The sequence below is a fragment of the Comamonas sp. GB3 AK4-5 genome (assembly GCF_041320665.1).
Classification (GTDB): Bacteria; Pseudomonadota; Gammaproteobacteria; order Burkholderiales; family Burkholderiaceae_C; genus Comamonas.
The window spans coordinates 3,113,737-3,138,902 of the sequence record NZ_CP166730.1 but is presented as its reverse complement, the minus strand read 5'-3'; the positions used below and the strand labels follow the sequence as shown (position 1 = coordinate 3,138,902).

Sequence of the window (25,166 nt, the reverse complement as noted above, 5' to 3'; positions counted from 1 at the left end):
GGGTATGGCCGAACAAGCACCAGGCGCTAAAGACCCGAGACGAACAAAACCGGCGCAGCGCAGCCAGGGGCACCGCGCAAGGGCCGCCTGTACCCTTGGTAGGCGCCGGTGCCGTCCCCTCCCACGCGTAGCGTGAGAGAGGTGAAGACGCGCAGCGGCTCAGGGGGAGCTGACCTACACCTCTCGCAGCTGCAGACCCCGCGGGCGCAGCGTATAAGCCACGGCCCAGGCAATGGCCACCATGGTCAACACCGGCAGCATGGCCAGACGCAGGCCATGCTGTTCGCCCAGAAAGCCCAGCAGCGGCGGGCCCACCAGAATGGCCACATAACCCAGCGTGGCCACGGCGCTGACGCGCTGGGCGCTGGCGCCGCCGCCTTCGGCCGCCACCGACAAGGCCAGCGGAAAACCCAGGGCCGCGCCCAGGCCCCACAGCACCACGGCCAGGGCGCCCAGCAGCGGGTGCTGGGCCACAATCACCAGCGCCAGGCCGCAGGCTGCGGCGCAGGCACTGGCACGCATCAGCGTGTGGCGCTCCACGCGGCGCAGCAAGGCCTGGCCGGAAAAGCGGCCCACGGCCATGCCCAGGGTGAACAGCATGTAGATCAGCGTTCCCTGCGCGGGGGCAAAGCCGTAGCCGTCCACCATCAGCAGCGGCAGCCAGTCATGGGCCGCGCCCTCGGCCAGTGCCAGGCCCAGCGCAAACAGGCCAATCAGCAGCACGCCGCGCTGCTTGAAGGCCTGGAACATGGAGCCCGAGCCGGCGGCCGCTTCGGCCTCGTTTGCAGCCGCTTGTGCAGCCCGCGCGCTGGTGTTGTGAATCTGGCGCAGCAACGGCGCACTCAGCACCGCCGCCACCCCGGCCACCCCCAGCAAATGCCACAGCACGGGCACGTTCTGCCAGGCCATCAGGCTGCCCAACAGGGCGCCCAGCAAGGCCCCCAGGCTGAAGCAGCCGTGCAGTGTGGTCAGCAACGGGCGGGCCACGGCGTTTTCCAGCGCGGCGCATTCCACATTCACGGCAATATCGCTCCAGCCCATGCCCAGGCCAAACAGCACAAAGCCGCCAAAGGCCAGGGGCACGCTGGCATAGCCTGTGCCCAGAGCCAGCAGCGCCAGGCCGCAGAGGTTGACCACCATGCCCAGCCCGGTGGCGCGGCGGGCATGCAGGCGCTGGGTCAGCGTGTTGGCCGTCAAAATTCCCAGCATGGAGCCCAGCGAAAAGCCGAACAGCACCATGCCCATTTGCTCGGTGGATGCCTGTAGCGCATCGCGCAGCGCGGGCGTGCGGGTGACCCAGGTGGAAGTGGCCAGGCCCACCAGTACAAACAGGCCGAACAAGGCGCTGCTGCGGGTGAGCGGGGAAGCGGAAGGCGTGGCGGTGACGCTGAGGGTTGCGGTGTCCGGGTGCATGGGTGTTTGAGAAATTTGTCGTACGCACGTACGAAAGAACGGAATCGTACGCTTGTACGACTCGCCCGGCACAGCGCCCCGCCATATCCCCGGACCTGGGCCGGGATTAGCAGCCGCCATATGCGGGCGCGGCCCCTCAGACTGGCTGTGGCGATGCCCCGCACCATGAAGGGCCCCAGGCATGGTCCGAAAATGCGTCTGCGCGTAAGGAAGATGTACGTATACGCATATGCGTAAATTGTTTTGGCGCCAAAGGCCTGGCGCCCTAGATTGGAGGCCTCTTGCTTGAAACCATAAGGCGATAAAGCGGCAGCCAACCCGGCACAGGGCAGGGGGCGCTGCCGGTTCTTTTGATGATGCCCACGCACACCCCATCCCTGCGCCGCCGCACCCTGCTGGGTGCCTTGGCTGCCACCCCCTTGAGCTGGGCCGCCACGGCGGCCACCACCGACTGGCCCCGCAAGCCCATCAAGCTGGTGGTCACATTCCCACCGGGTGGCTCCAGTGATCTGGTGGCGCGCTTGCTTGCCCCGGCGCTGGGCGAGCAACTGGGCCAGCCCGTGGTGATCGAGAACAAACCGGGGGCGGGCTCGTCGATTGGCGCGCAGCAGGTGGCGCAAAGCCCCGCCGACGGCTACACCCTGCTGGCCTCGAACTCGGCAGCGCTGTCGATTGCGCCTTCCTTGCTGGAAAAACGCAGCTACGACCCCAGCCGCAGCTTTGTCCACCTGGCTTATATAGGCGCCGTGCCAACCGTGTTTGCCCTGCACCCATCGGTGCCCGCCCACAGTATCGAGGCGCTGGCGGCCTGGATTCGTTCACAGCCCGGGGCACTGCCCTTTGGCAGCGGTGGTGCCGCCTCTGTCGGCCATCTGGTGGGGGAGCAGTTTGCCCAGGCCCTGGGTTTGAAACTGCAGCATGTGCCCTACAAGGGGGCCGGCCCTATGCGCAGCGATTTGCTGGGTGGCCAGATTCGCATGGCGGTCGATGCCCTGCCGCAGAACATCCCGCTGCAGCAGCAAGGCCGCATCAAGCTGCTGGCCGTCACCTCGGCGCGGCGCGTGCCCCAGGCACCCAACACGCCCACGGTGGCCGAGCTGGGCTATGCGCAGCTGGAGTCTGAAAACTACGTCGGCATCTCTGCACCCGCAGGCGTGCCGGCCGGGGTGGCCGCGCGCATCAGCCAGGCCGTGCGCCAAGCCTGCCTGCGCCCCGCTATCGCCCAGGCCCTGCAGGCACAGGGCTTTGCCACCCAGGATATGGAGCCAGCGGCCTTCGCCCATTTGGTGGCTGCACAGTCCGCCACCTGGGGCCGTATTGCCCAGCGCACAGGGGCCACCTTGTGAGCGGGCGGGAGAGCGCCATGGGCATATCAAACCTGAGCCCGCGCACGGCGCGCCATGCCGTTGTGCTGTTTGGCCCGCAAGGCCAGGGCAGCTTCAATGAATCCGGCCTGCTGGGCGCCCGGCGCGCCCAGGCTGCCGGTTATGCGGTCGATGTGCACTGGGTGGCCGGCCAGTCGGCCGCGCAGCGTGCCGAGGAGATGCAGGCGCTGTGCAGCGCAGGCTATGCGCTCATCGTGGCCCATGGCGGCCAGGGTGACGGCCCCGTGGCCTTGCTGGCGCCGCAGTTTCCACGGCAGGCCTTTGCGGTGACCCAGGGCAGTCTGCAGGCGCCCAATGTGGCGCGTTACGAGGTGCTGCAGGAGCAATCGGCCTTTTTGGCGGGGGTGCTGGCGGCCCGACTCAGCCGCAGCCAGGTGGTGGGGCATTTTTCGGGCGAGAAAGTGCCGCCGGGGCTGCGTGGGCGGGCGGCCTATGCCCATGGCCTGCGCGCCGCCGGCTTTGCCGGGCCACTCATCACACAGTTCTGTGGCCACCAGCACCAGCCCGACTGGGCGCGCCAGTGCGTGCAGGACATGGCGGTGCAAACCGGGCTGGATGTGCTGTTTGCCATGATCGACGGCGGCCGCCCCGGCGTCAGCGCGGCCTGCCGCGAGCATGGAATTGCCCAGATCGGCAATGTGCTGCCCTGGGTGGAGCGCGACCCGCAGGTGTTCATCGCCTCGGCTATTTGCGATTCCGGCGAGGCCGTGTTGCGCGCCATTGCAGACCATGGCCGTGGCCAACTGCCATTGGGGGGCTACCGTGCTTTCGGGCTGGAGGAGCCGGCCTTGGTGCGCCTGGACATGGCCGACCGCGTGGGGTCCGAGGACCGCGCCGCCATCGACGACTGGGCGCAGCGCCTGCTGCGTGGTGACGTGGTGCTGGAGCTGGTCTATGACGGCCCCGAGCATCCCTTGCCGGCATTGGTGCCGGCCGGCAGGGGTGCAGCCCCCGGCAGCCCGGCTGCAGCCAAGCCGCTGCCATAAAAAAAGGAGCGCTTTCACGCTCCTTGGACTTGGTAGACAGACTGGCCAGGCCGGTGCTGCAAGGGGCTCAGGCCCGATCGGCCATTCAGGCGGCTTCGAGCAGCTGCTCGCGCGCAGCGCTCAGGCGGGTGACCACGCCATCCAGCACCTCAGCCTTCTGGCGTGTGCGCTCATTGGCCAGGCCGGTAAAGCCGCGCTTGGTGCTGGTGGTGGCCAGCGTGTGGCCCACCTGCTTGCGGTACAGGGTGCGTGCGCGGTCACGCAGGCCGCGGGCACGCGTGATCTTGTCACGCAGCTGGGCCGGGCTGCGCTGGGCCATCACGGACTGCGACTGGCTCAGATTGAACAGCTCCATCTCTGCGGTGCTCAGCAGATCTTTTTCCTGGATGCGTGGGGTCGACATGGACTCTCTCCTTGTAAGGGGATAAAGAACCGTCCGGCCTTTGGCGGGCAGTGGCCGGACAGGAGGAACAACACAGTCTACGTGCTTGTGCACCAAGCTGGTGCTTGCTATTCCCCATGCTTTTATTTCAGGAGCTGTCTACGTAGATGGGTATTGCGTTGCCAGCCAAAAATCCTTGAATTTTTGAGAGGGGTAAAAAGCCTCAGTGCTGCCGGCACTGTCGCCGCCATGCCGGATGGATGGCCTGGCTTGCGGCATAGTGCTGCGCCATGGAAATGCAACAACGTGTATTTGGACCCCATCTGCGCCTGCTGGGCATGGCCCTGCTGTGGGGTGCCTCCTGGCCTGCGGGCCGGGTGATTGCGCAAAACATGCCGCCGCTGGCGGGCGCCAGCCTGCGCTTTGTGCTGGCGGCCTTGGTGCTGCTGCCCTGGATGTACTGGGCAGGCGGCTTTGCACAGCTCAAAAACTGGAGCGCCCAGCGCTGGCTGGGCATGGCCGCAGCCGGCGCCACCGGGGTGTTTGGCTATGCGGCCTTTTTTCTGTCGGGCCTGCAGTATTTGCCGGCCGGCAAGGCGGCGCTGGTGATCACGCTCAACCCCGTGGTCACCTTGGCGCTGGCCGTATGGATCTTCAAGGAGCGGCTGAACCGCACCATTGTGCTGGGCATGCTGCTGGCCGCCGTGGGGGCGGTGGTGGTCATCTCCCACGGCCGGCCGCAAGACCTGCTGCAGGGCCAGGTGGGCCTGGGCGAGCTGCTCATCCTGGGCTGTGTGGTCTGCTGGGTGGCCTATACCCTGCTGGGCCGGGTGCTGCTGGCCGGGGTGGATGCCCTCTCTACCACCGCCATCACCAGCACCATAGGCGCCGTGCTGCTGCTGGTGACCAGCCTGGTGGTGGAAGGCCCGGCCGGCCTGCAGGCCGCCGTGCACAGCAACGCCACCGCCTGGGGCGCGCTGCTCTTCCTCTCCTGGGGCGCCACGGCCCTGGCCTATGCCTGGTACTTCGACGGCGTCAAAGCCCTGGGCGCAGGCGCGGCCTCCGGCTACATCACCCTGGTGCCGGTGATTGGCGTGGCGATCTCGGCCCTGCTGCTGGGCGAATCCATAGACGCCTCCATGCTCATAGGCGGGGCCATGGCAGTGGTGGGGACAGGGGTGATGAATTGGGGGAGGAGGTGAGGGGCGGCTTCAGGCTGGTTGCAGCCGCTGAGATTTGGCAAGCCTGTGACCGCTGCCGCCGATACCAGACGTTGACCTGCTATCTGAGTAGACGTCCGCTGTTCACCTCAAACCGGAAGCTGGCTGCATCGCAGTGCCCCAGACAACCTGAACGACAGCTCTTCTAAGAGCGTGTTCAAAGTCTCCTGAGCAAGAGCCCCAAGAACGCCAGCTGGACAAACTGCAAGCTGGTGTTGAGCCAACGCTCGCAGTTTTTCCACAACCTCCTGTTCTTCTCCAGCCAGGCGAAGCTGCGCTCCACTACCCAGCGCTTGGGCATGACCTTAAAGCTGTGCATCTCGCTCCTCTTGGCGATTTGCACCGTCACGTGCTCGCCCAGAATCTCTTGTACGCCCTGCGCAAAGGGCTGGCCCACGTAGCCGCTGTCGCACAGCACGCCTTGCACTCGGCCCAGCGTCCGCTTACAGCGCTGCAGGGCCTGCAGGGCACCTTTGCGGTCCGTTACCTCGGCCGTGGTCACCGCAATGGCATGTGGCAGCCCTTGGGTGTCCACCGCAATGTGACGCTTGATCCCACAGACCTTCTTGCCCGCGTCATAGCCCTTCAGCCCTGCCGTGTTCGTGTTCTTCACGCTCTGCGCGTCCACGATCAAGAACGCGCTGCATGCGTTGCGCCCCAGTTTCTCGCGGGCCACGCCAACCTGATTTTTTTAAAGCCTGCTCCAGCAGGCTGCCACCCTCGCGGGGCTCGCTCCAGATCGCCCAGTACGAATGCACCGTGCGCCACTTGGGAAAGTCGCTGGGCAGCGCTCGCCACTGGCAGCCCGTGTGCAGCAGATACAGCACGGCGCAGAACACCTCGTAAAGCTCCACCTTGCGTGGGGCCGTCCTTTTGCGTGCACTCTCCAGCATGGGCCGGATCACTTCGAACTGCTCGCGCTTGATATCGCTGGGGTAGCCTTTTCTCATCCTGCGAGCTTCTCACATCTGGCGAGACTTTGAACACGCTCTAAGCTGCGAACTGGTGCTGCCGGCCCCAAACAGCCAATCGACTGCGGTGCCCTCAGACGCCTTTAGGGGGCGCTATGGGTATCGCTATCGGACCAATTCACCGCATCCCACTGCAGAGGTTTCATCGGTGACTGTGGTTTCCCGATTTCTTTCTCGCAAAACACATACAACACAGTATGTGAGCTGCTCTGAGCCGGAAACAGTTTCTTCCTCAGCGGTGCCTACGAGCTCCAGATTGGGCGGGGCATCTTTCGCCGAATCATGCACCCTTGTCTTTTTCACGAGTAAGTCGAACCGCGATGAATCAACAACTCGTCTTATGTTACGCACAGTCGTGTTAACGCTTCGATTTGCGAACGGTATGAATTGCGAAGCCAAGTGCCTTTTCTTTTTATATTGGTCTGTGTTCTTTCCCACGAAATAGAGAACTGCGGCATACCTGGATACCTTTGTGTGGGGAGCTCTTGGACCCCAGCGATGCACGATCTGAAGCATCGACTGCATTCGAAGCATGTCGGCCACAATCCCATCGTCTGCTCCGGAAATCTGATCTTTGACTTCCACAAAGACCTGAGGAACGAAGCCGTTCCAGCAGACGATGTCGAACTTGCCGTCACGTCCAATATCTGGAAAATCTGGATCACCTGGAGATCGGCCGCTCGCTGCGCAAACAAGCCTCTCTGTTGTCGCCTCTAGTTCGATTGAGCTGAAGTTCAGCCTCTCGCGCAGCATTCGTGCAACTTCAACATGAACGAGAGCTTCCGGGTAAACAGGTGCATCCTCGTCATTTGTCAGAAGAAAGTTCTCCACAGCAGCGGCATGGCCGCCCAACAGCAGCACATCAGCCAGTGCGTCCGGCGTGAGATTAACGATCAGCATTAAAGCATCTCCCAAAAGTCAGTGAGCATATAGCTGCCATGCAGGTCTACTGAAAACTTATTAGCAATGCACGCATTGCGGTTGGCTACGTGTCGCATCCCGGACGATCATATGGTCGCTTATTGAACAGATCTGGATGCGTTTGGTGCCACGTTTTCATGGCCTGCATGGGTGTTTTGCTTTGCAAGGCTGACTGCGGCAGTTGGTGGTTGTACAAGGCCACGTAGCGCAGCAGCGTTTGCTCCAAGTCCTCGGCACTGTTGAAGTGATGGGTCTTGAGAACATCGGCAATGCGCCCATTGAAGCGCTCCACCATGCCATTGGTTTTCGGTGTCCTGGGCTTGGTCAGGCGGTGCTCAATGCCTAGCTGCTCACACAGCACGTCGAACTCGTGATTGCCGCTGGGCTCGCGCTCACGGCTGGCAAAGAGGCGATCCGTGAACTCCTTGCCGTTATCGGTCAACAGCTTGGTGATCTTGATCGGACAGGCTTTGTGCAAAGCTTTCAAGAACGCCTTGGCGCTGGCTGCCGTCTTGTTGACAAAGACCCGCACAAACACCCAGCGCGTGGCACGGTCAATGGCCACGAACAGATAGCGGCGCTTGGTTTCATCCTGCATCTGCGGCAGGTACTTCACATCCATGTGCACGAAGCCCGGAACATAGCTTTTGAAGGCTTTGTGAGGCTGCGCAGGCACGGCAGGTTTCAATGCATTGAGATTGCCAACGCCATGGCGGCGCAGACACCTGTCCAGGCCCGAGCGCGAGACCTTGGTGCTGATGAACTCGTGGGTGACGGCCAGCAAGTCATCCAGTGGCAACAGCAAGGCCCGGCGCAGATGCACCACCACGATCTCCTGCGCAGACGTCAACTGTGTCTGTAAATGGTGTGCAGTGTGAGAGCGGTCTTGCACGCTATCGCGCTTCTTCCATTTATAGACCGTCTGCTCGGTAATGCCATGGCGCTGTGCCAGTACACGTGCGGGCTCATTGCTGCTTGCGATCTCGGCACGCACAGCGGGTGTGGTGCGGGCATTCTTGTGTAAATCAATTTGCATCACAGGCTCCCTGTTGATTGCAGGGACTGTACAAGCTCACGAAGCACATCGCGAGCAATGAACAGCGGATAACGATTTTTGTATATGCAATCATCCGGGATGCGACAACTACTCTTCAAGGTGGCGTTCCTTCTGTATAGACTTCCTTCAAGCATGACTCAAGAACTTCCCAAGCGCGATTGGCATGGCGCACATCATCCCTGGGCGTATAGACCTCACTGCTTTCGTTGGAAAGGCAGCAATATTGTTGGGGCCAACTTTCTGCCTCTTGCTACAGAGATGCGGGCATGGCTTACTCAAAAGGGATTTCTTTCACTTCCACCAGAAAGCGATAAGGGAGGGCAAAGCGGCTACAGCAATCCGTATACATTCAGCGGGGCAACACTTGGATTGATTTTGGGGCGTATCGTCAATCTTTGGCATGAGTACACAAACTCTGAATCAATCAACCATAATGAGGTAGATGCGGAGGTTGAGCGACTTCGCATATATAACGAAGTCGTCCTTTACGCAGCAAGGTTCTGCGAGGTGGTTATCAAGCAATTGCTCTACTGCACTCAAGTTCCCGAAAAGCAGTACCAGCGCATGGCTCTCGGTGCATTACTCGAATCACCGTGTCCAAGTTGCAAAAAGGAAAATGGCAAGCAGCCGCATAGCATCTCTATGGTTGGCACCCTGGCGCACCCTTTTGATCTGTGCCTTGAATTCGAGCATTGCGCGATGGACCATATGGCTCTAGTCAACACACAGCGGAACACTGAGGCAGCCCATTCAAACATTCAAATGCTAAACATACGCACGGTGGCAGAGTCAAAAGCGCAGCTTTTCAAAGATTGTGATGATGTTCTGTCAGGGTTCACCCATATGCTCTCGCATTTTGAAAAATTAGAGCAAGCAATGCTTGATGATTTGGTACAAAAGGGCCAAGCAATCATGCTGTTAAAGCTCAACGGGCTTTCTGCTGAAGATTGCAATTTCAACTTGGTTCCAATGCATGCCGTCGAGGCGCCTCAGATCAGACAACGGGTAGCGCCTTAGCAGTTGCCAACGGCATGCTTCATTTTTGGAGGCGAAAAGTCTGCTTTGGGTCGAGGCTGTGTGAAAACGCTTGGCCGCTCACGCTTCAAAATTTAAAATCACAGCACCCGGTTTTAGCGAGGTGACCCATGAAGCGATTCATTGAAGGCCAGGCCCGCGAGCAAGTGACCTTGCTGCCCGAGTGTCTCGATGACTTTGTGGGTGTAGACAATCCCGTGCGCATTGTCGATGCGTTCGTTGAAGAACTGGACTTGTGTTCGATGGGCTTTGATGGGGCAACACCTGCAGCCACAGGTCGCCCGGCTTATCACCCTGCGGTACTGCTCAAGGTCTACATCTACGGGTATCTCAACCGCATCCAATCCAGCCGCTGCCTGGAGCGTGAAGCGCAGCGCAATGTGGAGCTCATGTGGCTCACTGGCCGTTTGTCACCTGACTTCAAAACAATCGCTGATTTCCGTCGAGATAACGGCGCAGGCATCCGCAATGTATGCCGCCGGTTCGTAGTGCTGTGTCGTGATCTGAAGCTGTTTACCAAGGCTCTGGTAGCGATTGATGGCAGCAAGTTCAAAGCCGTCAACACTCGTGACAAGAACTTCACCTTGGGCAAGATTGACAAGCGCCAACAGCAGATCGAAGAAAGCATTCAGCGCTACCTGGCAGATCTGGATACAGCAGATCGCACGCAGCCTGCGGAGCTTGAGGCGCGGACCACCCGACTCCAAGACAAGATAGCCTTGCTGCGCAAACAAATGCAGGCACTCGATGAGGTGAAGGAACAACTCAAAGAGCAGCCGGACAAGCAGCTATCAACAACAGACCCAGATGCCAGATCCATGGCCACCAGTGGCCGAGGCTCTGGCATGGTGGCCTATAACGTTCAGGTAGCGGTAGATGCCAAACATCATCTGATCGTCGCCCATGAAGTGATCAATCAAGGCCATGACAGAAGTGCTCTTGCTTCCATGGCACTGGCTGCACGCAAGGCCATGGGCAAACGCAAGCTGCAAGCCATTGCGGACCGTGGCTATTACAGTGGTGAGCAGATCAAAGCATGCGAAGACACTGGTGTAGCAGCCATTCTTCCCAAGCCCAATACATCTGGTGCGCGTGCCAAAGGCCGCTTCGATCGCTCAGACTTCATCTACATCCAGAAAGATGACGAATACCAGTGCCCCGCAGGACAGCGGGCCATCTACCGCTTCACCCGCGAGGAGGCAGGTCTGCAAATGCGACGCTACTGGAGCAGCGCTTGCAAACAATGCCCAATCAAATCCCAGTGCACGCCCAGCGATTACCGCCGCATCAGTCGATGGGAGCACGAAGACGTCGTGGAGCGAGCGCAGCAGCGTTTGGACCAAATGCCTGACGCCATGATGGTGAGAAGGCGGACGGTGGAGCATGTGTTCGGCACGCTCAAGCATTGGATGGGGTACACGCACTTCCTAACCAGGCGGCTGCCGAATGTGAGCACCGAGATGAGCTTGAATGTGCTGGCCTACAACCTTAAGCGAGTGCTTGGAATTCTTGGGTTCGCAAGAACCATGGCTGCAATGCGTCTGGTAGGCAGGTGAGCCCTTTTAAAGGGTGAAATTGGAGTCAGAAACGGCGTTGGATGCCCGATTGGGAGGGGACAGGTCGTTCTTGAGGGAAAAAATCTTCAACACCACGAAATGCAAGAGCTTGTTGACCCATTGGCTGAGATGCCGGTGAAGTTTTTGAGTTTCCACACAGCCTCGGTCGCAAGCTCCTGTTCGCACGAGGTGACAGCGGACATCCAACGACCTATCCGCAGCCATTGTCCGTTGCTCACCTGATACCAGTCGTAGGGCAGTCGCCAGCATCAATGCTCGGATGGCCGTTATGGAGCGAAGACTGATAAGTCTCGACGCGGCTGCGAGCAGCGGCAATCGCTGCACAGCAGACCTAGGCCTCCGGTGCTTGAGTACCCAAACTAGCCCGCGCTCAGCCCTTGGCCTGCGCTCCCCACAACCCAACCCCCAAGTCCTTGACCCGTGGCACCCGGGCCTTGAGCCAGCGGCCCAGCGCCCGGATGGCTCCGTCATGTGCGCTGTCCCGTGGCCAGACCAGGTGGTAGCCGTCGCCGGTGGCCATGGCGATGGGCACGGCGGCCACCAGTTGGCCGTTGCGCAGGGCATCGGCCGCCAGGGCCAGGTCGGCCATGCTGACGCCATGGCCCTGGGCTGCGGCGGCCATACCTTGCTCCAGGGTGTCGAACACCAGGGCGGAGGGGGCGTTGAAGTCCATGTGCAAACCGAGGCCAGTGCACCAGCGGCGCCAGTCGCGGTGGTCGGGCGAGGGGTGGATGGTGGTGATCGGGGCGGGTGTTTGGCCCAGCTGCTGCAGCAACTGGGCAGCCTGGGCCGTGGCATCACCGGCGCCGGCATGGGGAGCCAGTGGCGGCAGTTGCGCGGCCACGGAAGGGTTGCATACGGGTAGCAGCCACTCTTCCATCAGCTTGAGGCTGTGCCAGCACGGGTGATGGCGGAACTGGCCCAGCAGCACGGCGCAGTCATAGGGCTCGCTGTCAAAGTCCACATGGTCCACATCCATCCACTGGCTGTGCAGTAGCACGCGCTCTTGCGGCAGGGCAGGGCGGTGGGCCTGCAGGACGGGCAGCAGCCAGCGGGTGGTGAGCGAGGTGGGAGTCTTCAGGCGCAGGCCGTCGCTGCGCTGCTGCATGCGGGCGCAGGCGCGCTCTATGGTGCGAAAGCCTGCGGCCAGCTCGCGCGCCAGCAGCTCACCTTCGGCGGAGAGGGCCACACGCGGGCCGTTGCGGTGGAATAGCGTGCGCTGGAGCTGCTCCTCCAGCGTGCGGATATGGCGGCTGATGGCGCTGGGCGTGAGGTGCAGCTCCTCGCCCGCGCGGGTGAAGGAAGCGGTGCGGGCAGCGGCCTCGAAGGCGCGCAGGGCATACAGCGGGGGTAGAGACATAAAGCAAAAGCCTGGGCAGCGGCGGGCTGCGAAGAACGTTTTTACTGTGCGTAAAACTCACAGTATAGATACCTTATTTGCGTTTTGCCTGGCGTGTGAGGCGCAGCAGAATCCGGGCCGTTTCATTGTTTCGCTTTGCTGCCCACCATGTCCTTTGCCTTGCTGCTGTCCTATGTGCTGTCCATTGTTTTGCTGATCGCCACCCCGGGCCCTGTAGTGGCCTATGTCACCCAGGTGGCGCTGCAGCAGGGCCGGGGCGTGGCCTGGCGCACGGCGCTGGGCACCAGCAGCGGAGCCTTGGTGTTGATGGCCCTGGCGGCGCTGGCCGTGGGTGGCTTGCTGGTGCTGCGGCCCGAGGCTCTGGCCTGGCTGGGCTTGGCGGGCAGCGGTTTTTTGATCGTGCTGGCGGGCAGCGGCCTGCGGGACTGGGCCGGGCAGTTCCACAAAAATGCCGACAGCACGGCGGTGGGCGCCGCCAAACCCGCTGGCCTGGGTGGCTGGCGCCGTGGCTTTCTGGTGGCGGTGGCCAACCCCAAAGACATTCTGTTTTTTGCTGCGCTGTTCCCGCAGTTTTTGCATGGCGCTGATAACCCGATGGCGCGGCTGGGTCTGCTGGCCGCCATCTGGGTGGGGCTGGACTTGTTGATTCTGGGCGGCTATATCGCTGCAGCCCAGCACCCGCGCGTGCAGCGCCACCAAAGGCTGCTGGCGCTGCTGTCCTTGTTGATGTTGCTGGTCATGGGCTTGCTGGCGGCGGGTTGGTCGGGGTGGGCGCTGTGGTCCTGATCTGATGCCGTCCACAAGAGGCGGTAAAGGGCTTTGGTTTTGATAGCTGCTTGTGCTTGCCACTTATGCCTTGGCGGCGGTTTTACTGCCCAATTACTGCTTGATTACGGCCTGATGGCGCTGCGGTAGGCAGCGGCCAACTGCTCCAGGGCCGCGCTTGCCAGCGCATCGCGAGCGCGGCCATGGAGCAACACCGGCAGGTGCGGCAGGGCGGGGAGGCCCAGTTTGGCGCCCACGTCCACAGCGCCCAGGGGCAGCATGCGCGGGGCCAGGGCCGCGATGCCCAGCCCCGCCATGACGGCGGCGCTGACGGAGGCCACGCCGCCGCCCACAAACACCTCGGCCCAGGACATGCCGGCGGTATCCAGCAGCTTGCCCGCCATCAGGCGCACGCCGCAAGGCTCGGCCAGCGTGGCGATGGGCAGGGGCTCACCTGCGTGGGGCTGCCAGTGTGGGGCCGCAAACCAGCCAAATGCTTCTTCCGCCAGCACCTCGCCGTCGGTGCGGCCCGTGTGCAGGCGCACGATGGCGGCGTCCAGTTCGCGCCGGTCATAGCTTTGCAATAGGTCGCCGGACGAGCCTATGCGCACCACGATCAGCAGTTCGGGGTGGTGCGCGTTCAGGCGAGCGATCAAGGCCGGCAACTCGGGCCCGGCCACATGGTCGCTGATGCCAATGCTCAGCCGCTGGCGGGCGCCGGCAAAGGCGCGCAGCGCCTGGTGGTTGGCCTCCAGCAGGGCGCGGGCATGCTCCACAAAGGCTGTGCCCTGGGGTGAAAGCTCCACATAGCGGGGCGTGCGCTCCAGCAGCCGGCAGCCCAGCCGGTCTTCCAGGCGCTTGAGTTTGAGGCTCACGGCTGCCTGCGTGGTTTGCATGGTCTCTGCCGCGCGGGTAAAGCTGCCCAGCTCCGCCACCTGCAAAAAAGCGGCTACGGCATCCAGGTCCAAAGGGCGGTTTGTCATTTCAAAAGTTTATCAATGAAATTGCTTTTGATAAATATTTGAAATCCATAGCATGCGGACTGTTTGCATTACCAAGGAGTCCCTATGCCACTGACCCACATCACCCTGCGCACCGGCAAGACAGAGGCCTATCGCCAGGCAATCTTTGACAGCCTGCACCAGGCCATGCACACATGCTTTGATGTGCCAGCGGACAACCAGTTCGCCACCATGACGGAGTGCGATGCCGCCCACTTCCGCTACAGCGCGTCTTATCTGGGAGTGGAGCGCAGCGATGATCTGGTGATGATCCAGATCACCGCCAACAACACCCGCAGCGTGGCGCAGAAAAAGGCCTTGTACTGCCAGATCGTGGAGCGGCTGGGCCACAGCCCTGGCATACGCCCGGCCGATGTATTCATTAACTTGGTTGAGGTGGACCGGGCCAACTGGTCGCTGGGCCATGGCCAGGCGCAATATGCCTGAGGGGGAGGATGGTCCGGGCGGTGCATAGCGCGCGTTGCACAGCTTGCGGCATGAATGTGGGGTCATGCTGCAGTCTCTTCACCCAGGAGAGACGGGGTGCAGAAAACAAGCTGACGTTGGAGGGGGTGTTGCGTAAAGCATGGTGCTTTGCCAGACAAGAGCACCCTCTGGTTTGCTATCCTGCCTTGGCCTCCGGGGTGAACAGAACAAGGTATGCGAATGGAACTGCAAAGCGATGCACAAGGGCTGGGCCGTAGGCTGCGGCGCTTTCGCGTGCTGCGGCAGATCAAGCAGGCCAGTCTGGCGGCAGATCTGGGCGTTTCCCAGGGCATGTTGTCGCGCTGGGAGTCTGGTGTGCATCTGCCTTCTCCCCAGGCCCTGGTCCGTATCGAGGCCATGCTGGCCCAGCATGAAAGCCTGGGCATGGACAGCAGCTTGCGGCGCCTGATTGAAAGCGCGCCTTTTCCCGTACACCTGGTGAGCGAGCATAGGTTGGCCTTGCTGACGCTCTCGCCCGCGCGCCAGGCCGAATGGCGTATCGATGCCAGTGCCTGGTTCGGGCGGTCGCTGCAGGGCTTTGCCACGCCGGAAATATTGGACACCGAGCGCCGGCTGCAAGCGCTGGGCTGGTTCGAGGGCAAGCCCAGCCAGGCCGTGCGCTTTGCCACCAGCGGCAATGCCAATGCCGACATTCCCATACTGCCCAGCACCGTGCTCTGGGAGCGCATAGGCCTGGCTGATGGCCGTACCGGCCTGCTGGTGAGCAACGAAGCCCTGGTCTGAGCTGGCGAAGGTGAGCTGAGGTGAGGAGAGGGGCACGAATATTTCATTCGTTGCCCGGGCTGCGGCCCTTGGTTAGGCTGGAAGCTGTTGGCCCTTTGTGGGCGTGCGCGGGGCCTTGTGTGAATCAGCCAACTTGCGCCATGCGGGCCAGGCTTTTTCCGTTGAAAAAACAATGACCATGTCTTCTTCCCATCTCTGCGGCACCCTGGAATTTTTGCGCGAGGCCGAGCGCTTGAAAAGCGTGCTGCGCAGCGCCCACACCTCGAGCGGGCGTGCCGAAAGCACGGCCGAACACAGCTGGCGGCTGTGCCTGATGGCCATGGCTTTTGAGCGCGAGCTGGCGGGCCTGGACATGCTCAAGCTGCTTAAATTGTGTGTGATTCACGACCTGGGCGAGGCCATTGGTGGTGATATTCCCGCCATCCACAAGGCCCAACACCCGGACAAGAGCGCCCAGGAAAAGCGCGATCTGCAGCAGCTCACCCGCAGCCTGGATGCCAGCGGCCAGGCTGCCATCCTGGCGCTGTGGCAGGAGTATGAAGACGCCACCAGCCCCGAGGCCCAGGCCGTCAAGGCGTTGGATAAGCTGGAGACCATTCTTCAGCACAACCAGGGGCGCAATCCGCCGGATTTTGACTACGGCTTCAACCTGGGCTACGGCAAGCGCTACACCGATGCGGCACCGCTGTTTGCCCAGCTGCGGGAGCTGGTGGATGCGGACACGCGCCAGCGCATGGAAAAGGCTGACACCCACACCAAGACATGAGAGCAGGCGAGCTGGGCTGAGGCACACTGGCCGCTGCCACGGCGGTATGTCTGCCATGCGTGGCATGCATTGCAACGCTGCTTTGGAGATCCCGTTTGCCATGGTCTTGCCTTCACCTTCTTCTCCCTTGCATGCCGGCCCTTTCGATACCCGCAGCATGCGTTATCTGCTGGCCGTGGCGGACCAGGGCAGCATGACGGCTGCGGCTTCCTACTTGGGGATTGCCCAGCCTGCGCTGAGCCAGGCCATGCGCAGGCTGGAGCAAGAGCTGGGTGTGCGTCTTTTCGAGCGCTCACGCAGGGGCACGGTGCTGAGCAGTGCCGGGCGGGCAGTGATCGATGATGTACGCGCCAGCCTGGCCATGGCCGCATCGGCTGCGCAGCATGCCAGGGCGATTGCAGAGGGCAAGACCGGGCGTTTGCGTGTGGGCTTTGTGACCCATGCGGTGTACGAGGTACTGCCGGCCGCGCTCAAGCTGCTGCATGCGGAGTTTCGGGGTACGCAGGTGGTGTTGTCAGAGATGAGCAATGCCGACTTGGTGAATGCCTTGGGGCAGGGTGATATCGACCTGGCCATGCTGCATACCCCGGTGGCTGTGCAGGGGGCAGTGCGGCAAAAGCTGGTGCGCCGTGACCGGTTGATGGCGGTGCTGCCGGCGGCCTATCCGCTGGAGCCGGATGGCAGGGTTTCACTGGCGGATGTGGCGCGTCTGGGGCTGGTGTGGTTTCCGGAGTCGCAACTTCCCTCCTTACGTGCGGCCATTGCTGCCGCTTTTTTGCGCATGGGGCTGGAAATGCGGGTGGTACAGGAGGCCAATCGCACGCTCACGGTGTTGTCCTGTGTGGCTGCTGGCATAGGCGCCTCGCTGTTGCCCCAGTCCGCCACGGTGCTACAGCACCGTGGCGTGCAATTTGCCACGTTGCGTGACGGTGAACGTCTGCCGCATTTCGAGCTCAGTGTGCTCTGGCAGGCTTCGGGCCGCCCCACCATCGCCAGCCAACTGGCCGGCCTGCTGTAGCCCAGCAAGTACGGGGCATTAGCGCTGGGGCATCCACTTCTGCTTGGTCTTGCAGGGCGATGGGCATAGTCGGCAGCCTATGAAACTGGCGCGGCCTCCGCCAGAGGTGGCCAGCAAGGGCCGCCCCGCAGCAAAGGCCGTCGCTCCCAGATGGGGACGCCGCGAAGCGGCTCAGGTCAGTCCAACGCGATATTGGCCTGCTTGCCCAGGGCAGTCCATCTGCTGATCTCGTCCTTGCGGAACTGGTTCAGCTCCTTGGGGGTGGAGCCGATCACCTCGGCCCCCATGGCGATCAACCGGGCCTTGACCTCGCGGTCGTTCAGGGCGGTGGCAATGTCCTTGCTGATCTTTGCCACCAGCTCCGGCGGTGTGCCTGCGGGCGCGAAGACTGCATTCCACTCGTACATGTGCACGCCAGGCACACCGGCCTCGGCGAAGGTGGGGACCTGGGGCAGCACGGCCGAGCGGGACTGGCCGGCGGTGGCCAAGGGAATCATGCGGCCGCTTTGCAAAAAAGGCAGCGAGGAGCCCAGGCTGGCGAAGAACACAGGGACGGTGCCGGCCATGACATCGGTCATGGCCGGGCCGCCGCCGCGGTAGGCCACATGGGTCATCTTGATGCCGGTCTTCAGCGTGAACAGCTCGGCTGCCAGATGGGGTGAGGAGCCGTTGCCGGAGGAGGCGTAGTCCACCTTGCCGGGGTTGGCGTTGACGTAGCTGATCAACTCCTTGACGGTGCGCGGCGGAAAACCGGGAGCCACCACCAGGATGTTGGGCACCTTGATCATCAGCGACAGGGCCTCGAACTCCTTGACGGTGTCGAAAGGCATGCGTTTTTTCAGTGCGGGGTTCTGGGCGTGGTTGGAGGCATCGACCATCAGCGTGTAGCCGTCCGCACGCGAGGACAACACGGCCTGGGCGCCGATGAGGCCGCCGCCACCGGCACGGTTCTCGATCACCACCGGCTGGCCCCAGATCTGCGAGAGCTTGGGACTGACGATGCGGGCCACGGCATCCACCGTGCCTCCCGGTGGGTAGGTCACGAGCAGGCGCACGGGCTTGTCGGGGAAGGCGGTGGCCGCAGTACCCTGGGCATGCGCCAGTGGTGCCAAGGCCAGTGTCAGGGCGGCAAGTGCGATGGAACGTCGTTGCATGGTGTCTCCTCTTGGGGTTGTTGTGTCAGGAAATCTTGAACAGTTCGGCAGCCGTTTTCCCCAGAATCAGGCTGCGCTGCTGTGCGTCGGGAACCCAGTCCGCCAGCAGTGCCAGACTGCTGCCGTAGTCGATCAGGTCCTGGTGCTGGGTATGGGGCCAGTCGCTGCCCCACACCAGGCGTTCGGGGCCGAAGGCCGCCAGCAACTGCTGCGCGCAGGCGCGAGCTGCCTGTGCATCGCTCTCCCGCAAGGCCGGTGTGCGCTCGGCGGCCGGGCGTTGTGCGCTTTGTGCGTTGCGGTAGGCGGCGGACAGCTTGACCCAGATGCGACCGGATGCGGCACGCCGCAGCAACTGGGCAAAGCCTGGGTCATGCTGGGCGAGCTGGGTGTCCGGGCGGCCAAAGTGGTCCACCACGATGCGGCAGCCGGTATGCAAGGCAGCATCCAGCAAGGGCATCAGGTCGGCGGCCCCACGGTGCAGCTCCAGGTGCCAGTCCAAGGCCTTGAGACGGCACAAAAAGGTCTGCCACTCGGCGTGGTTCAGATCGGGCAGCGGCAGGCCCACCAGGTTCAGGCGCACGCCCACCACGCCTTGGGCATTCAGTGCGGCCAACTGCGTTTCGTCGGTGGTGGGGTCCAGCATCACGACACTGCGCAACCGCTGTGGATGGCGGCGCATGGCGTCTAGCATGAAGCGGTTGTCCGTGCCCAGAAAACTCGGCTGCACCAGCACGCCATGGGTGACGGCATGGCGATCGAGCAGTGCCAGATACGCTTCCAGGGTGGCATCGAATTCCGGGGCATGGCGGCGGGTTGCGGCCAAGGGCATGTTCTGGAGAAAAACATGGGCGTGGCTGTCGATCACCAGAGAGGGGGGAGAGGTGTTGGGCGTCATGGACTGTCTCTGTGTTGCCGATTGCCTGCAGGCGCTTCGCATGCCGGGATGTGGTGTGCACTACCTGGGCGGCGAAGGGCTTGTGCCTGGGGCTTGGCTATGACTGTAGGCAGGTCCAGCGGAGGCAGTGAGTCGCAATCTGGTGCAGATCCATAAGCTGCCGTTATGGATTGCCGCGGGGCGTCCTGGGACGGCCGCCATGCCGCCTTGCGAGGAGGTAGTGAACATGCTCTGGGGTTGGCTTGCTCCCGAAGCAGGAGCTGCTTGTGCAGGCCGGGTCTATCCGGCGAGGCGGTAGGCTGCGCGTGGCAAGGAGGCTGCCAACCCGCCCTCAATGCTTCTCCGCCGCCCCATACGGCACAAACCCGCTTTCGTTCTCGTTCACATGCAGCGGCTTGCCCACAAAGGGGAAGGCGCGCTGCGGGCAGGCGCCGCGCTCGCAGACCTTGCAGCCCATGCCGATGGGGGTGGCGGCGTCCAGGCTGCGCAGGTCCAGGCCCTTGGAATACACCAGGCGCTGGGCATGTTGCACATCGCAGCCCAGGCCGATGGAAAAGGTCTTGCTGGGTGCGCCCCAGCCCAGGCCATCGTGGGTGATGCAGCGGGCAATCCACAGATAGACGCGCCCGTCGGGCATGGCGGCGAGTTGGGGCAGGATGCGCCCGGGTTGGGCAAAGGCCTCGTACACATTCCACAGCGGGCAGGTGCCACCGGTTTTGGAGAAGTGGAAATGCGTGGCCGATTGCCGCTTGCTGATGTTGCCGGCCCGGTCCACCCGGATAAAGAAAAACGGCAGGCCCGGTGCCTCGGCGCGCTGCAGCGTGGAAAGGCGGTGGCACACCGTCTCAAAGCCCACGCCGAAATGCTGGGCCAGCAGGTCCAGGTCATAGCGCAGCTGTTCTGCCGTTTGCAAAAACGGCCCATAGGGCAGCATCAGGGCGCCGGCCGTGTAGTTGGCCAGGCCGATGCGGGCCAGCCGGCGCGTGGCCTCGTCCTGCCAGCGTGTGCTGTCCAGTAGCGCATTGATCTGGGGGGCCAGTTCCAGCAGGGCCAGCTGGGTGCCCAGCTGAAAGGCCTGCTGGCCGGGCTGCAAATGGCTGGACAGGTAGAGCGTGCGGCTGTGGGCGTCGAAATGGCGGTTGGGTGCGGCCTGGCCGTTGGCCGCGGTTTCCACGCGCAGCACATGCACGCCATGCCGGCTGCGCAAATGCTGGATCAGCCACTCGCTCAGCCCACCGCCCTGCTGACGGGCCTGCTGGGCCATGGCCTCGGCGGCACGGTCCAGGCTGTCAAAGTAGTTGCGGTGGGCAAAGACAAAGTCGCGCACGGCTTCAAAAGGCATCTGGCGCAGCGGCATATCCACCAGGTTGCGGGCGCCGGGCAGGGCGGTGTCGTGGTGGTCATGCAGGCGATCGTGCAGGGCCTCCAGGCGCTGCTGGTCTTCCTGGTGGCGCTGGTGCAGGGTCAGCAGCACCAGGGACAGATGGGGCAGCTTGGCCGCCAGCTCGCGCAGCTCGGGCTGGGGCACGGGGGGCAGGCCGGGCAGGGAGGCTACGGCGTCCCGCAACTGGGCCAGGCGGCGGGCCTCTTCATCCTCGGAAAACTGCTGGATGTCCACGCCCAGCACGCGGTGCACCTTGAGCAGCACCGACACGGTGAAGGGGCGCTGGTCCTGCTCCAGCTGGTTCAAATAGCTGGGTGACAGGCCCAGGGCCTGGGCCAGCGCCACCTGGGTCATGCCGCGCTCCTGGCGCAGCGAGCGCAGGCGCACGCCCATAAAAATCTTGGCCATTTTTTTAGTTCTTCACGGAGTTACTGCGGGGTAGGAACCCTGTTTTGTGGTGGGGAACTCCATCTGCAGTGGAGCGTCTGAGGCCCGCTCCGGCTGGCAATGCAAGCTTTGGGCCCTGCGCCCTTATTCCGAGTGAAACCATGGTGTGGTGTATTGGTATGGCGAAATTCGCAAAATTCGCAAAAACAAGTTTTGCGATTCACTATGTTTCGCACATTCAGCCCTTCTGTAAAAGGCTTGGTTTGCGTAAATTGCGAATCTACCAAGAGCCTAGCAACGAGACAAGCGACCCCATGAGCGATTTCTGCAAAAAACTGCCCGGCACCGATTTGCGCTACTTTGACGCCCGCGCTGCGGTGGATGCCATCCAACCTGGCGCCTATGACGGCCTGCCCTATACCAGCCGCGTGCTGGCCGAAAACCTGGTGCGCCGCTGCGAGCCCGCGCTGCTGAGCGATGCGCTCAAGCAGCTGATAGAGCGCAAGCGCGATCTGGATTTTCCCTGGTACCCGGCGCGTGTGGTCTGCCACGACATCCTGGGCCAGACCGCGCTGGTGGACCTGGCCGGTCTGCGCGATGCCATTGCGGATCAGGGCGGTGACCCGTCCCAGGTCAACCCCGTGGTGCCCACGCAGCTGATCGTGGACCATTCGCTGGCCGTGGAATATGGCGGCTTTGACCCCGAGGCCTTTGAGAAGAACCGCGCGGTGGAAGACCGTCGCAATGCCGACCGCTTTGACTTCATCGACTGGTGCAAGACGGCCTTCCGCAATGTGGATGTGATCCCTGCGGGCAACGGCATCATGCACCAGATCAATCTGGAGAAGATGAGCCCCGTGATCCAGGTGCAAAGCGATGGCCGGGGCGGAAAAATCGCCTTCCCCGACACCTGCGTGGGCACGGACAGCCACACCCCCCATGTGGATGCGCTGGGCGTGATTGCCATTGGCGTGGGTGGGCTGGAGGCCGAGACCGTGATGCTGGGCCGCGCCAGCATGATGCGCCTGCCCGATATCGTGGGCGTGCAGCTGACGGGCAAGCGCCAGAGCGGTATTACTGCCACCGACATCGTGCTGGCGCTGACCGAGTTTTTGCGCAAGGAGCGCGTGGTGGGCGCCTATGTGGAGTTCTTTGGCGAAGGCGCCGACAGCCTGTCGATTGGCGACCGCGCCACCATCTCCAATATGTGCCCGGAATATGGCGCCACGGCGGCCATGTTCTATATCGACCAGCAGACCATTGACTATCTGACGCTCACCGGCCGTGAGCCCGAGCAGGTCAAGCTGGTGGAGCATTACGCCAAGACCACCGGCCTGTGGGCCGATGCGCTGAAGACGGCCGAGTACGAGCGCGTGCTGTCCTTTGACCTGCGCAGCGTGGTGCGCAACATGGCCGGCCCCAGCAATCCCCACCGCCGCCTGCCCACCTCGGCCCTGGCCGAGCGCGGCATTGCCGATGAGGCCAAGCTGCAGACCGCCTACCAGCAAGAGGCCCATGGCCAGATGCCCGATGGCGCCGTCATCATTGCCGCCATCACCAGCTGCACCAACACCAGCAATCCGCGCAACGTGGTGGCTGCGGGGCTGGTGGCCAAAAAGGCCAATGCGCTGGGGCTGCTGCGCAAGCCCTGGGTCAAGACCTCGTTTGCGCCGGGCTCCAAGGTGGCCAAGCTCTATTTGGAAGAAAGCGGTCTGTTGCCCGAGCTGGAGCAACTGGGCTTTGGCATCGTGGCCTATGCCTGCACCACCTGCAACGGCATGAGTGGCGCGCTGGACCCGGTGATCCAGCAAGAAATCATCGACCGCGACCTCTACACCACGGCCGTGCTCTCGGGCAACCGCAACTTTGACGGCCGCATCCACCCCTATGCCAAGCAGGCATTCCTGGCCTCGCCCCCGCTGGTGGTGGCCTATGCCATTGCCGGCACGGTGCGCTTCGATATCGAGCAGGATGTGCTGGGCCATGACGCGGCCGGCAAGCCCATCACCCTCAAAGACCTGTGGCCCAGCGACGAGGAGGTGGACGCCATCGTGGCCGCCAGCGTCAAGCCCGAGCAGTTCCGCAGCGTCTACATCCCCATGTTCGCCCAGGGCGAGGTGCAGCAGGCCAGCAGCCCGCTGTACGACTGGCGCGCCCAGTCCACCTACATCCGCCGCCCGCCGTACTGGGAAGGCGCGCTGGCGGGCGAGCGAACCCTCCAGGGCATGCGCCCGCTGGCCCTGCTGCCGGACAACATCACCACCGACCACCTCTCGCCCTCCAACGCCATCTTGGCTAGCAGTGCGGCCGGTGAATACCTGGCCAAGATGGGCCTGCCCGAGGAGGACTTCAACTCCTACGCCACCCACCGTGGCGACCACCTGACGGCCCAGCGCGCCACCTTTGCCAACCCCCAGTTGGTGAATGAAATGGCCGTGGTCGACGGCCAGGTGAAGAAAGGGTCTCTCGCCCGCGTGGAGCCCGAGGGCAAGGTGATGCGCATGTGGGAAGCGATTGAGACCTATATGGAGCGCAAGCAGCGGCTGATCATCGTGGCCGGCGCCGACTACGGCCAGGGCTCCAGCCGCGACTGGGCCGCCAAGGGCGTGCGCCTGGCCGGCGTGGAAGCCATTGCGGCCGAAGGCTTTGAGCGCATCCACCGCACCAACCTGATTGGCATGGGTGTGCTGCCGCTGGAATTCCTGCCCGGCACCAACCGCAAGACCCTGAAATTGGACGGCACGGAAACCTATGACGTGCTGGGTGCACGCCACCCCCGCGCCCAGCTGACGCTGGTGGTGCACCGCCAAAATGGCGAGCGTGTGGAGGTGCCTGTCACCTGTCGCCTGGATACTGCTGAAGAAGTGTCCATCTACGAGGCCGGTGGCGTGCTGCAGCGTTTTGCCCAGGATTTTCTGGCCCAAACGCAGGCCACACCTGCACAAGCAGCTATTCCCACCATGGAGTCCGTGTAATGGCTACAGCCCGTCATGCCGCGCAAATCAAGATTGCCGCCACCTATATGCGTGGGGGCACCAGCAAGGGCGTGTTCTTCAATCTGGCCGATTTGCCCGCCGCAGCCCAGCAGCCCGGCGCCGTGCGCGATGCCATCTTGCTGCGCACCCTGGGCAGCCCCGACCCTTATGGCAAGCAAATCGATGGTCTGGGCAATGCCTCGTCCAGCACCAGCAAGGCCGTCATCCTGGCCAAGAGCAGCAAGCCCGGCCACGATGTGGACTATCTGTTCGGTCAGGTTTCCATAGACCAGCCCTTTGTGGACTGGAGCGGCAACTGCGGCAATCTGTCGGCCGCCGTGGGCCCGGCCGCCATCCACATGGGCTTGATCGATGCCGCGCGCATTCCCGCAAACGGCATGGCCACCCTCCGCATCTGGCAGGCGAACATCGCCAAGACCATCGTCGCCCATGTGCCCATCAGCAACGGATCGGTGCAGGAAACCGGTGACTTTGAGCTGGATGGCGTGACCTTTGCCGCGGCCGAAGTGGCGCTGGAGTTTGTGGACCCGGCCGACGATGGCGAAGAGGGGGGCGCGATGTTCCCTACAGGAAACGTCGTGGATGAATTGGAAGTTCCTGGCATAGGGCGCTTCAAGGCCACGCTGATCAATGCCGGCATTCCCACCATCTTTTTGAATGCGGCCGACATCGGCTACACCGGCTGCGAGCTGCAGGGCGACATCAACGAAAACGCTGCCGCACTGGCGCGCTTTGAAACCATTCGCGCCCATGGTGCGCTGAAGATGGGTTTGATCCAAGACCTGTCCGAGGCCGCCAAGCGCCAGCACACGCCCAAGGTGGCCTTTGTGGCGCCGCCCCAAAGCTATACGGCCTCCAGCGGCAAGCGCGTGGAAGCGGCCGATGTGGACCTGCTGGTGCGCGCCCTGTCCATGGGCAAGCTGCACCACGCCATGATGGGTACGGCCGCCGTGGCCATTGGCACGGCAGCTGCCATTCCCGGCACGTTGGTGAATCTGGCGGCCGGTGGTGGCGAGCGCAGCGCCGTGCGCTTTGGCCACCCTTCGGGCACGCTGCGCGTGGGCGCCGAGGCCCGCCAGGCCGCCGATGGCCAATGGCAAGTCACCAAGGCCTTGATGAGCCGCAGCGCCCGCATCTTGATGGAGGGCTGGGTGCGCGTGCCCGGCGATTGTCTGAACGTGGAGCCGGCTCCGCACCACCCCAGCTGATGCTGCCAGGGCCTGCTGCTCACCCTTTCAGTCCCTTGCAGCCAGGCCTTTTTTG

22 protein-coding genes are annotated in these 25,166 nt (G+C 63.0%); 12 read left to right on the top strand and 10 right to left on the bottom strand.

What is annotated here, in order from left to right:
* Positions 1 to 174 precede the first annotated feature (174 nt).
* Positions 175 to 1,413, bottom strand: a complete 1,239-nt coding sequence (locus ACA027_RS14160; RefSeq protein ID WP_370678856.1) for an MFS transporter — start codon at positions 1,411 to 1,413, stop codon at positions 175 to 177.
* A 356-nt stretch (positions 1,414 to 1,769) separates the two neighbouring features.
* Here ACA027_RS14160 and ACA027_RS14155 point away from each other — a divergent pair, with 356 nt between their 5' ends.
* On the top strand, positions 1,770 to 2,759 hold the full coding sequence (locus ACA027_RS14155) for a Bug family tripartite tricarboxylate transporter substrate binding protein (RefSeq protein WP_370682589.1): 990 nt from the start codon (positions 1,770 to 1,772) through the stop codon (positions 2,757 to 2,759).
* Positions 2,760 to 2,776: 17 nt separating this feature from the next.
* On the top strand, positions 2,777 to 3,784 hold the full coding sequence (locus tag ACA027_RS14150) for a BMP family ABC transporter substrate-binding protein (RefSeq protein WP_370678855.1): 1,008 nt from the start codon (positions 2,777 to 2,779) through the stop codon (positions 3,782 to 3,784).
* Between the two features lie 85 nt (positions 3,785 to 3,869).
* Here ACA027_RS14150 and ACA027_RS14145 read toward each other — a convergent pair whose 3' ends face one another.
* A complete protein-coding gene (locus ACA027_RS14145; protein WP_370678854.1) occupies positions 3,870 to 4,187 on the bottom strand; it encodes a hypothetical protein in 318 nt (105 codons plus the stop codon).
* Positions 4,188 to 4,456: 269 nt separating this feature from the next.
* On the opposite strand from ACA027_RS14145, the gene ACA027_RS14140 reads away from it, so the two are divergent.
* Entirely contained in the window at positions 4,457 to 5,368 is a 912-nt protein-coding gene (locus ACA027_RS14140; RefSeq protein WP_370678853.1) for a DMT family transporter, read from the top strand.
* Positions 5,369 to 5,543: 175 nt separating this feature from the next.
* On the opposite strand, the gene ACA027_RS14135 is transcribed toward ACA027_RS14140, so the two are convergent.
* The 3 genes from ACA027_RS14135 to ACA027_RS14125 form a co-directional block, all read right to left on the bottom strand.
* Positions 5,544 to 6,336, bottom strand: a protein-coding gene (locus ACA027_RS14135) for an IS5 family transposase (protein WP_370678852.1) whose coding sequence is annotated in 2 segments (ribosomal slippage) — positions 5,544 to 6,078 and positions 6,077 to 6,336 — 795 coding nt in all. Because the reading frame shifts where the segments join, the coding sequence is not laid out codon by codon here.
* Between the two features lie 126 nt (positions 6,337 to 6,462).
* On the bottom strand, positions 6,463 to 7,257 hold the full coding sequence (locus ACA027_RS14130; RefSeq protein ID WP_370678851.1) for a hypothetical protein: 795 nt from the start codon (positions 7,255 to 7,257) through the stop codon (positions 6,463 to 6,465).
* A gap of 85 nt (positions 7,258 to 7,342) precedes the next feature.
* Positions 7,343 to 8,314, bottom strand: a complete 972-nt coding sequence (locus ACA027_RS14125) for an IS481 family transposase (protein WP_370678850.1) — start codon at positions 8,312 to 8,314, stop codon at positions 7,343 to 7,345.
* Between the two features lie 153 nt (positions 8,315 to 8,467).
* On the opposite strand from ACA027_RS14125, the gene ACA027_RS14120 reads away from it, so the two are divergent.
* Entirely contained in the window at positions 8,468 to 9,352 is an 885-nt protein-coding gene (locus ACA027_RS14120; RefSeq protein ID WP_370678849.1) for a hypothetical protein, read from the top strand.
* A gap of 128 nt (positions 9,353 to 9,480) precedes the next feature.
* Complete coding sequence (locus ACA027_RS14115; RefSeq protein WP_370678848.1) at positions 9,481 to 10,926, top strand: IS1182 family transposase; 1,446 nt, start codon at positions 9,481 to 9,483, stop codon at positions 10,924 to 10,926.
* A 391-nt stretch (positions 10,927 to 11,317) separates the two neighbouring features.
* On the opposite strand, the gene ACA027_RS14110 is transcribed toward ACA027_RS14115, so the two are convergent.
* A complete protein-coding gene (locus ACA027_RS14110; RefSeq protein WP_370678847.1) occupies positions 11,318 to 12,307 on the bottom strand; it encodes a LysR family transcriptional regulator in 990 nt (329 codons plus the stop codon).
* 147 nt (positions 12,308 to 12,454) lie between these two features.
* On the opposite strand from ACA027_RS14110, the gene ACA027_RS14105 reads away from it, so the two are divergent.
* A complete protein-coding gene (locus tag ACA027_RS14105) occupies positions 12,455 to 13,093 on the top strand; it encodes a LysE family translocator (RefSeq protein ID WP_370678846.1) in 639 nt (212 codons plus the stop codon).
* A 104-nt stretch (positions 13,094 to 13,197) separates the two neighbouring features.
* Here the strand turns inward: ACA027_RS14105 and ACA027_RS14100 are convergent, their stop codons facing one another.
* A complete protein-coding gene (locus ACA027_RS14100; RefSeq protein ID WP_370678845.1) occupies positions 13,198 to 14,055 on the bottom strand; it encodes a LysR family transcriptional regulator in 858 nt (285 codons plus the stop codon).
* An 84-nt stretch (positions 14,056 to 14,139) separates the two neighbouring features.
* On the opposite strand from ACA027_RS14100, the gene ACA027_RS14095 reads away from it, so the two are divergent.
* The 4 genes from ACA027_RS14095 to ACA027_RS14080 all read left to right on the top strand — a co-directional run bounded on the left by ACA027_RS14095 (position 14,140) and on the right by ACA027_RS14080 (position 17,087).
* Entirely contained in the window at positions 14,140 to 14,520 is a 381-nt protein-coding gene (locus ACA027_RS14095; RefSeq protein WP_370678844.1) for a tautomerase family protein, read from the top strand.
* A 213-nt stretch (positions 14,521 to 14,733) separates the two neighbouring features.
* Positions 14,734 to 15,303 (top strand): helix-turn-helix domain-containing protein, encoded by a 570-nt coding sequence (locus ACA027_RS14090; protein ID WP_370678843.1) that lies wholly within the window; start codon positions 14,734 to 14,736, stop codon positions 15,301 to 15,303.
* Positions 15,304 to 15,481: 178 nt separating this feature from the next.
* Entirely contained in the window at positions 15,482 to 16,069 is a 588-nt protein-coding gene (locus tag ACA027_RS14085) for an HD domain-containing protein (protein ID WP_370678842.1), read from the top strand.
* 100 nt (positions 16,070 to 16,169) lie between these two features.
* A complete protein-coding gene (locus tag ACA027_RS14080) occupies positions 16,170 to 17,087 on the top strand; it encodes a LysR family transcriptional regulator (RefSeq protein ID WP_370682588.1) in 918 nt (305 codons plus the stop codon).
* Positions 17,088 to 17,263: 176 nt separating this feature from the next.
* Here ACA027_RS14080 and ACA027_RS14075 read toward each other — a convergent pair whose 3' ends face one another.
* The 3 genes from ACA027_RS14075 to ACA027_RS14065 form a co-directional block, all read right to left on the bottom strand.
* Positions 17,264 to 18,241, bottom strand: a complete 978-nt coding sequence (locus tag ACA027_RS14075) for a tripartite tricarboxylate transporter substrate binding protein (protein WP_370678841.1) — start codon at positions 18,239 to 18,241, stop codon at positions 17,264 to 17,266.
* Positions 18,242 to 18,266: 25 nt separating this feature from the next.
* On the bottom strand, positions 18,267 to 19,136 hold the full coding sequence (locus ACA027_RS14070) for an amidohydrolase (RefSeq protein ID WP_370678840.1): 870 nt from the start codon (positions 19,134 to 19,136) through the stop codon (positions 18,267 to 18,269).
* Between the two features lie 331 nt (positions 19,137 to 19,467).
* Positions 19,468 to 20,928 carry a short-chain fatty acyl-CoA regulator family protein gene (locus ACA027_RS14065; RefSeq protein WP_370678839.1) on the bottom strand — a complete coding sequence of 487 codons (1,461 nt, stop codon included), beginning with the start codon at positions 20,926 to 20,928 and terminating at the stop codon, positions 19,468 to 19,470.
* Positions 20,929 to 21,221: 293 nt separating this feature from the next.
* Here ACA027_RS14065 and acnD point away from each other — a divergent pair, with 293 nt between their 5' ends.
* Positions 21,222 to 23,882 carry a Fe/S-dependent 2-methylisocitrate dehydratase AcnD gene (gene acnD / locus ACA027_RS14060; RefSeq protein WP_370678838.1) on the top strand — a complete coding sequence of 887 codons (2,661 nt, stop codon included), beginning with the start codon at positions 21,222 to 21,224 and terminating at the stop codon, positions 23,880 to 23,882.
* Complete coding sequence (gene prpF, locus ACA027_RS14055; RefSeq protein ID WP_370678837.1) at positions 23,882 to 25,111, top strand: 2-methylaconitate cis-trans isomerase PrpF; 1,230 nt, start codon at positions 23,882 to 23,884, stop codon at positions 25,109 to 25,111. Before acnD ends, prpF begins: the two co-directional genes overlap by 1 nt.
* The last annotated feature ends 55 nt before the right edge of the window (positions 25,112 to 25,166 follow it).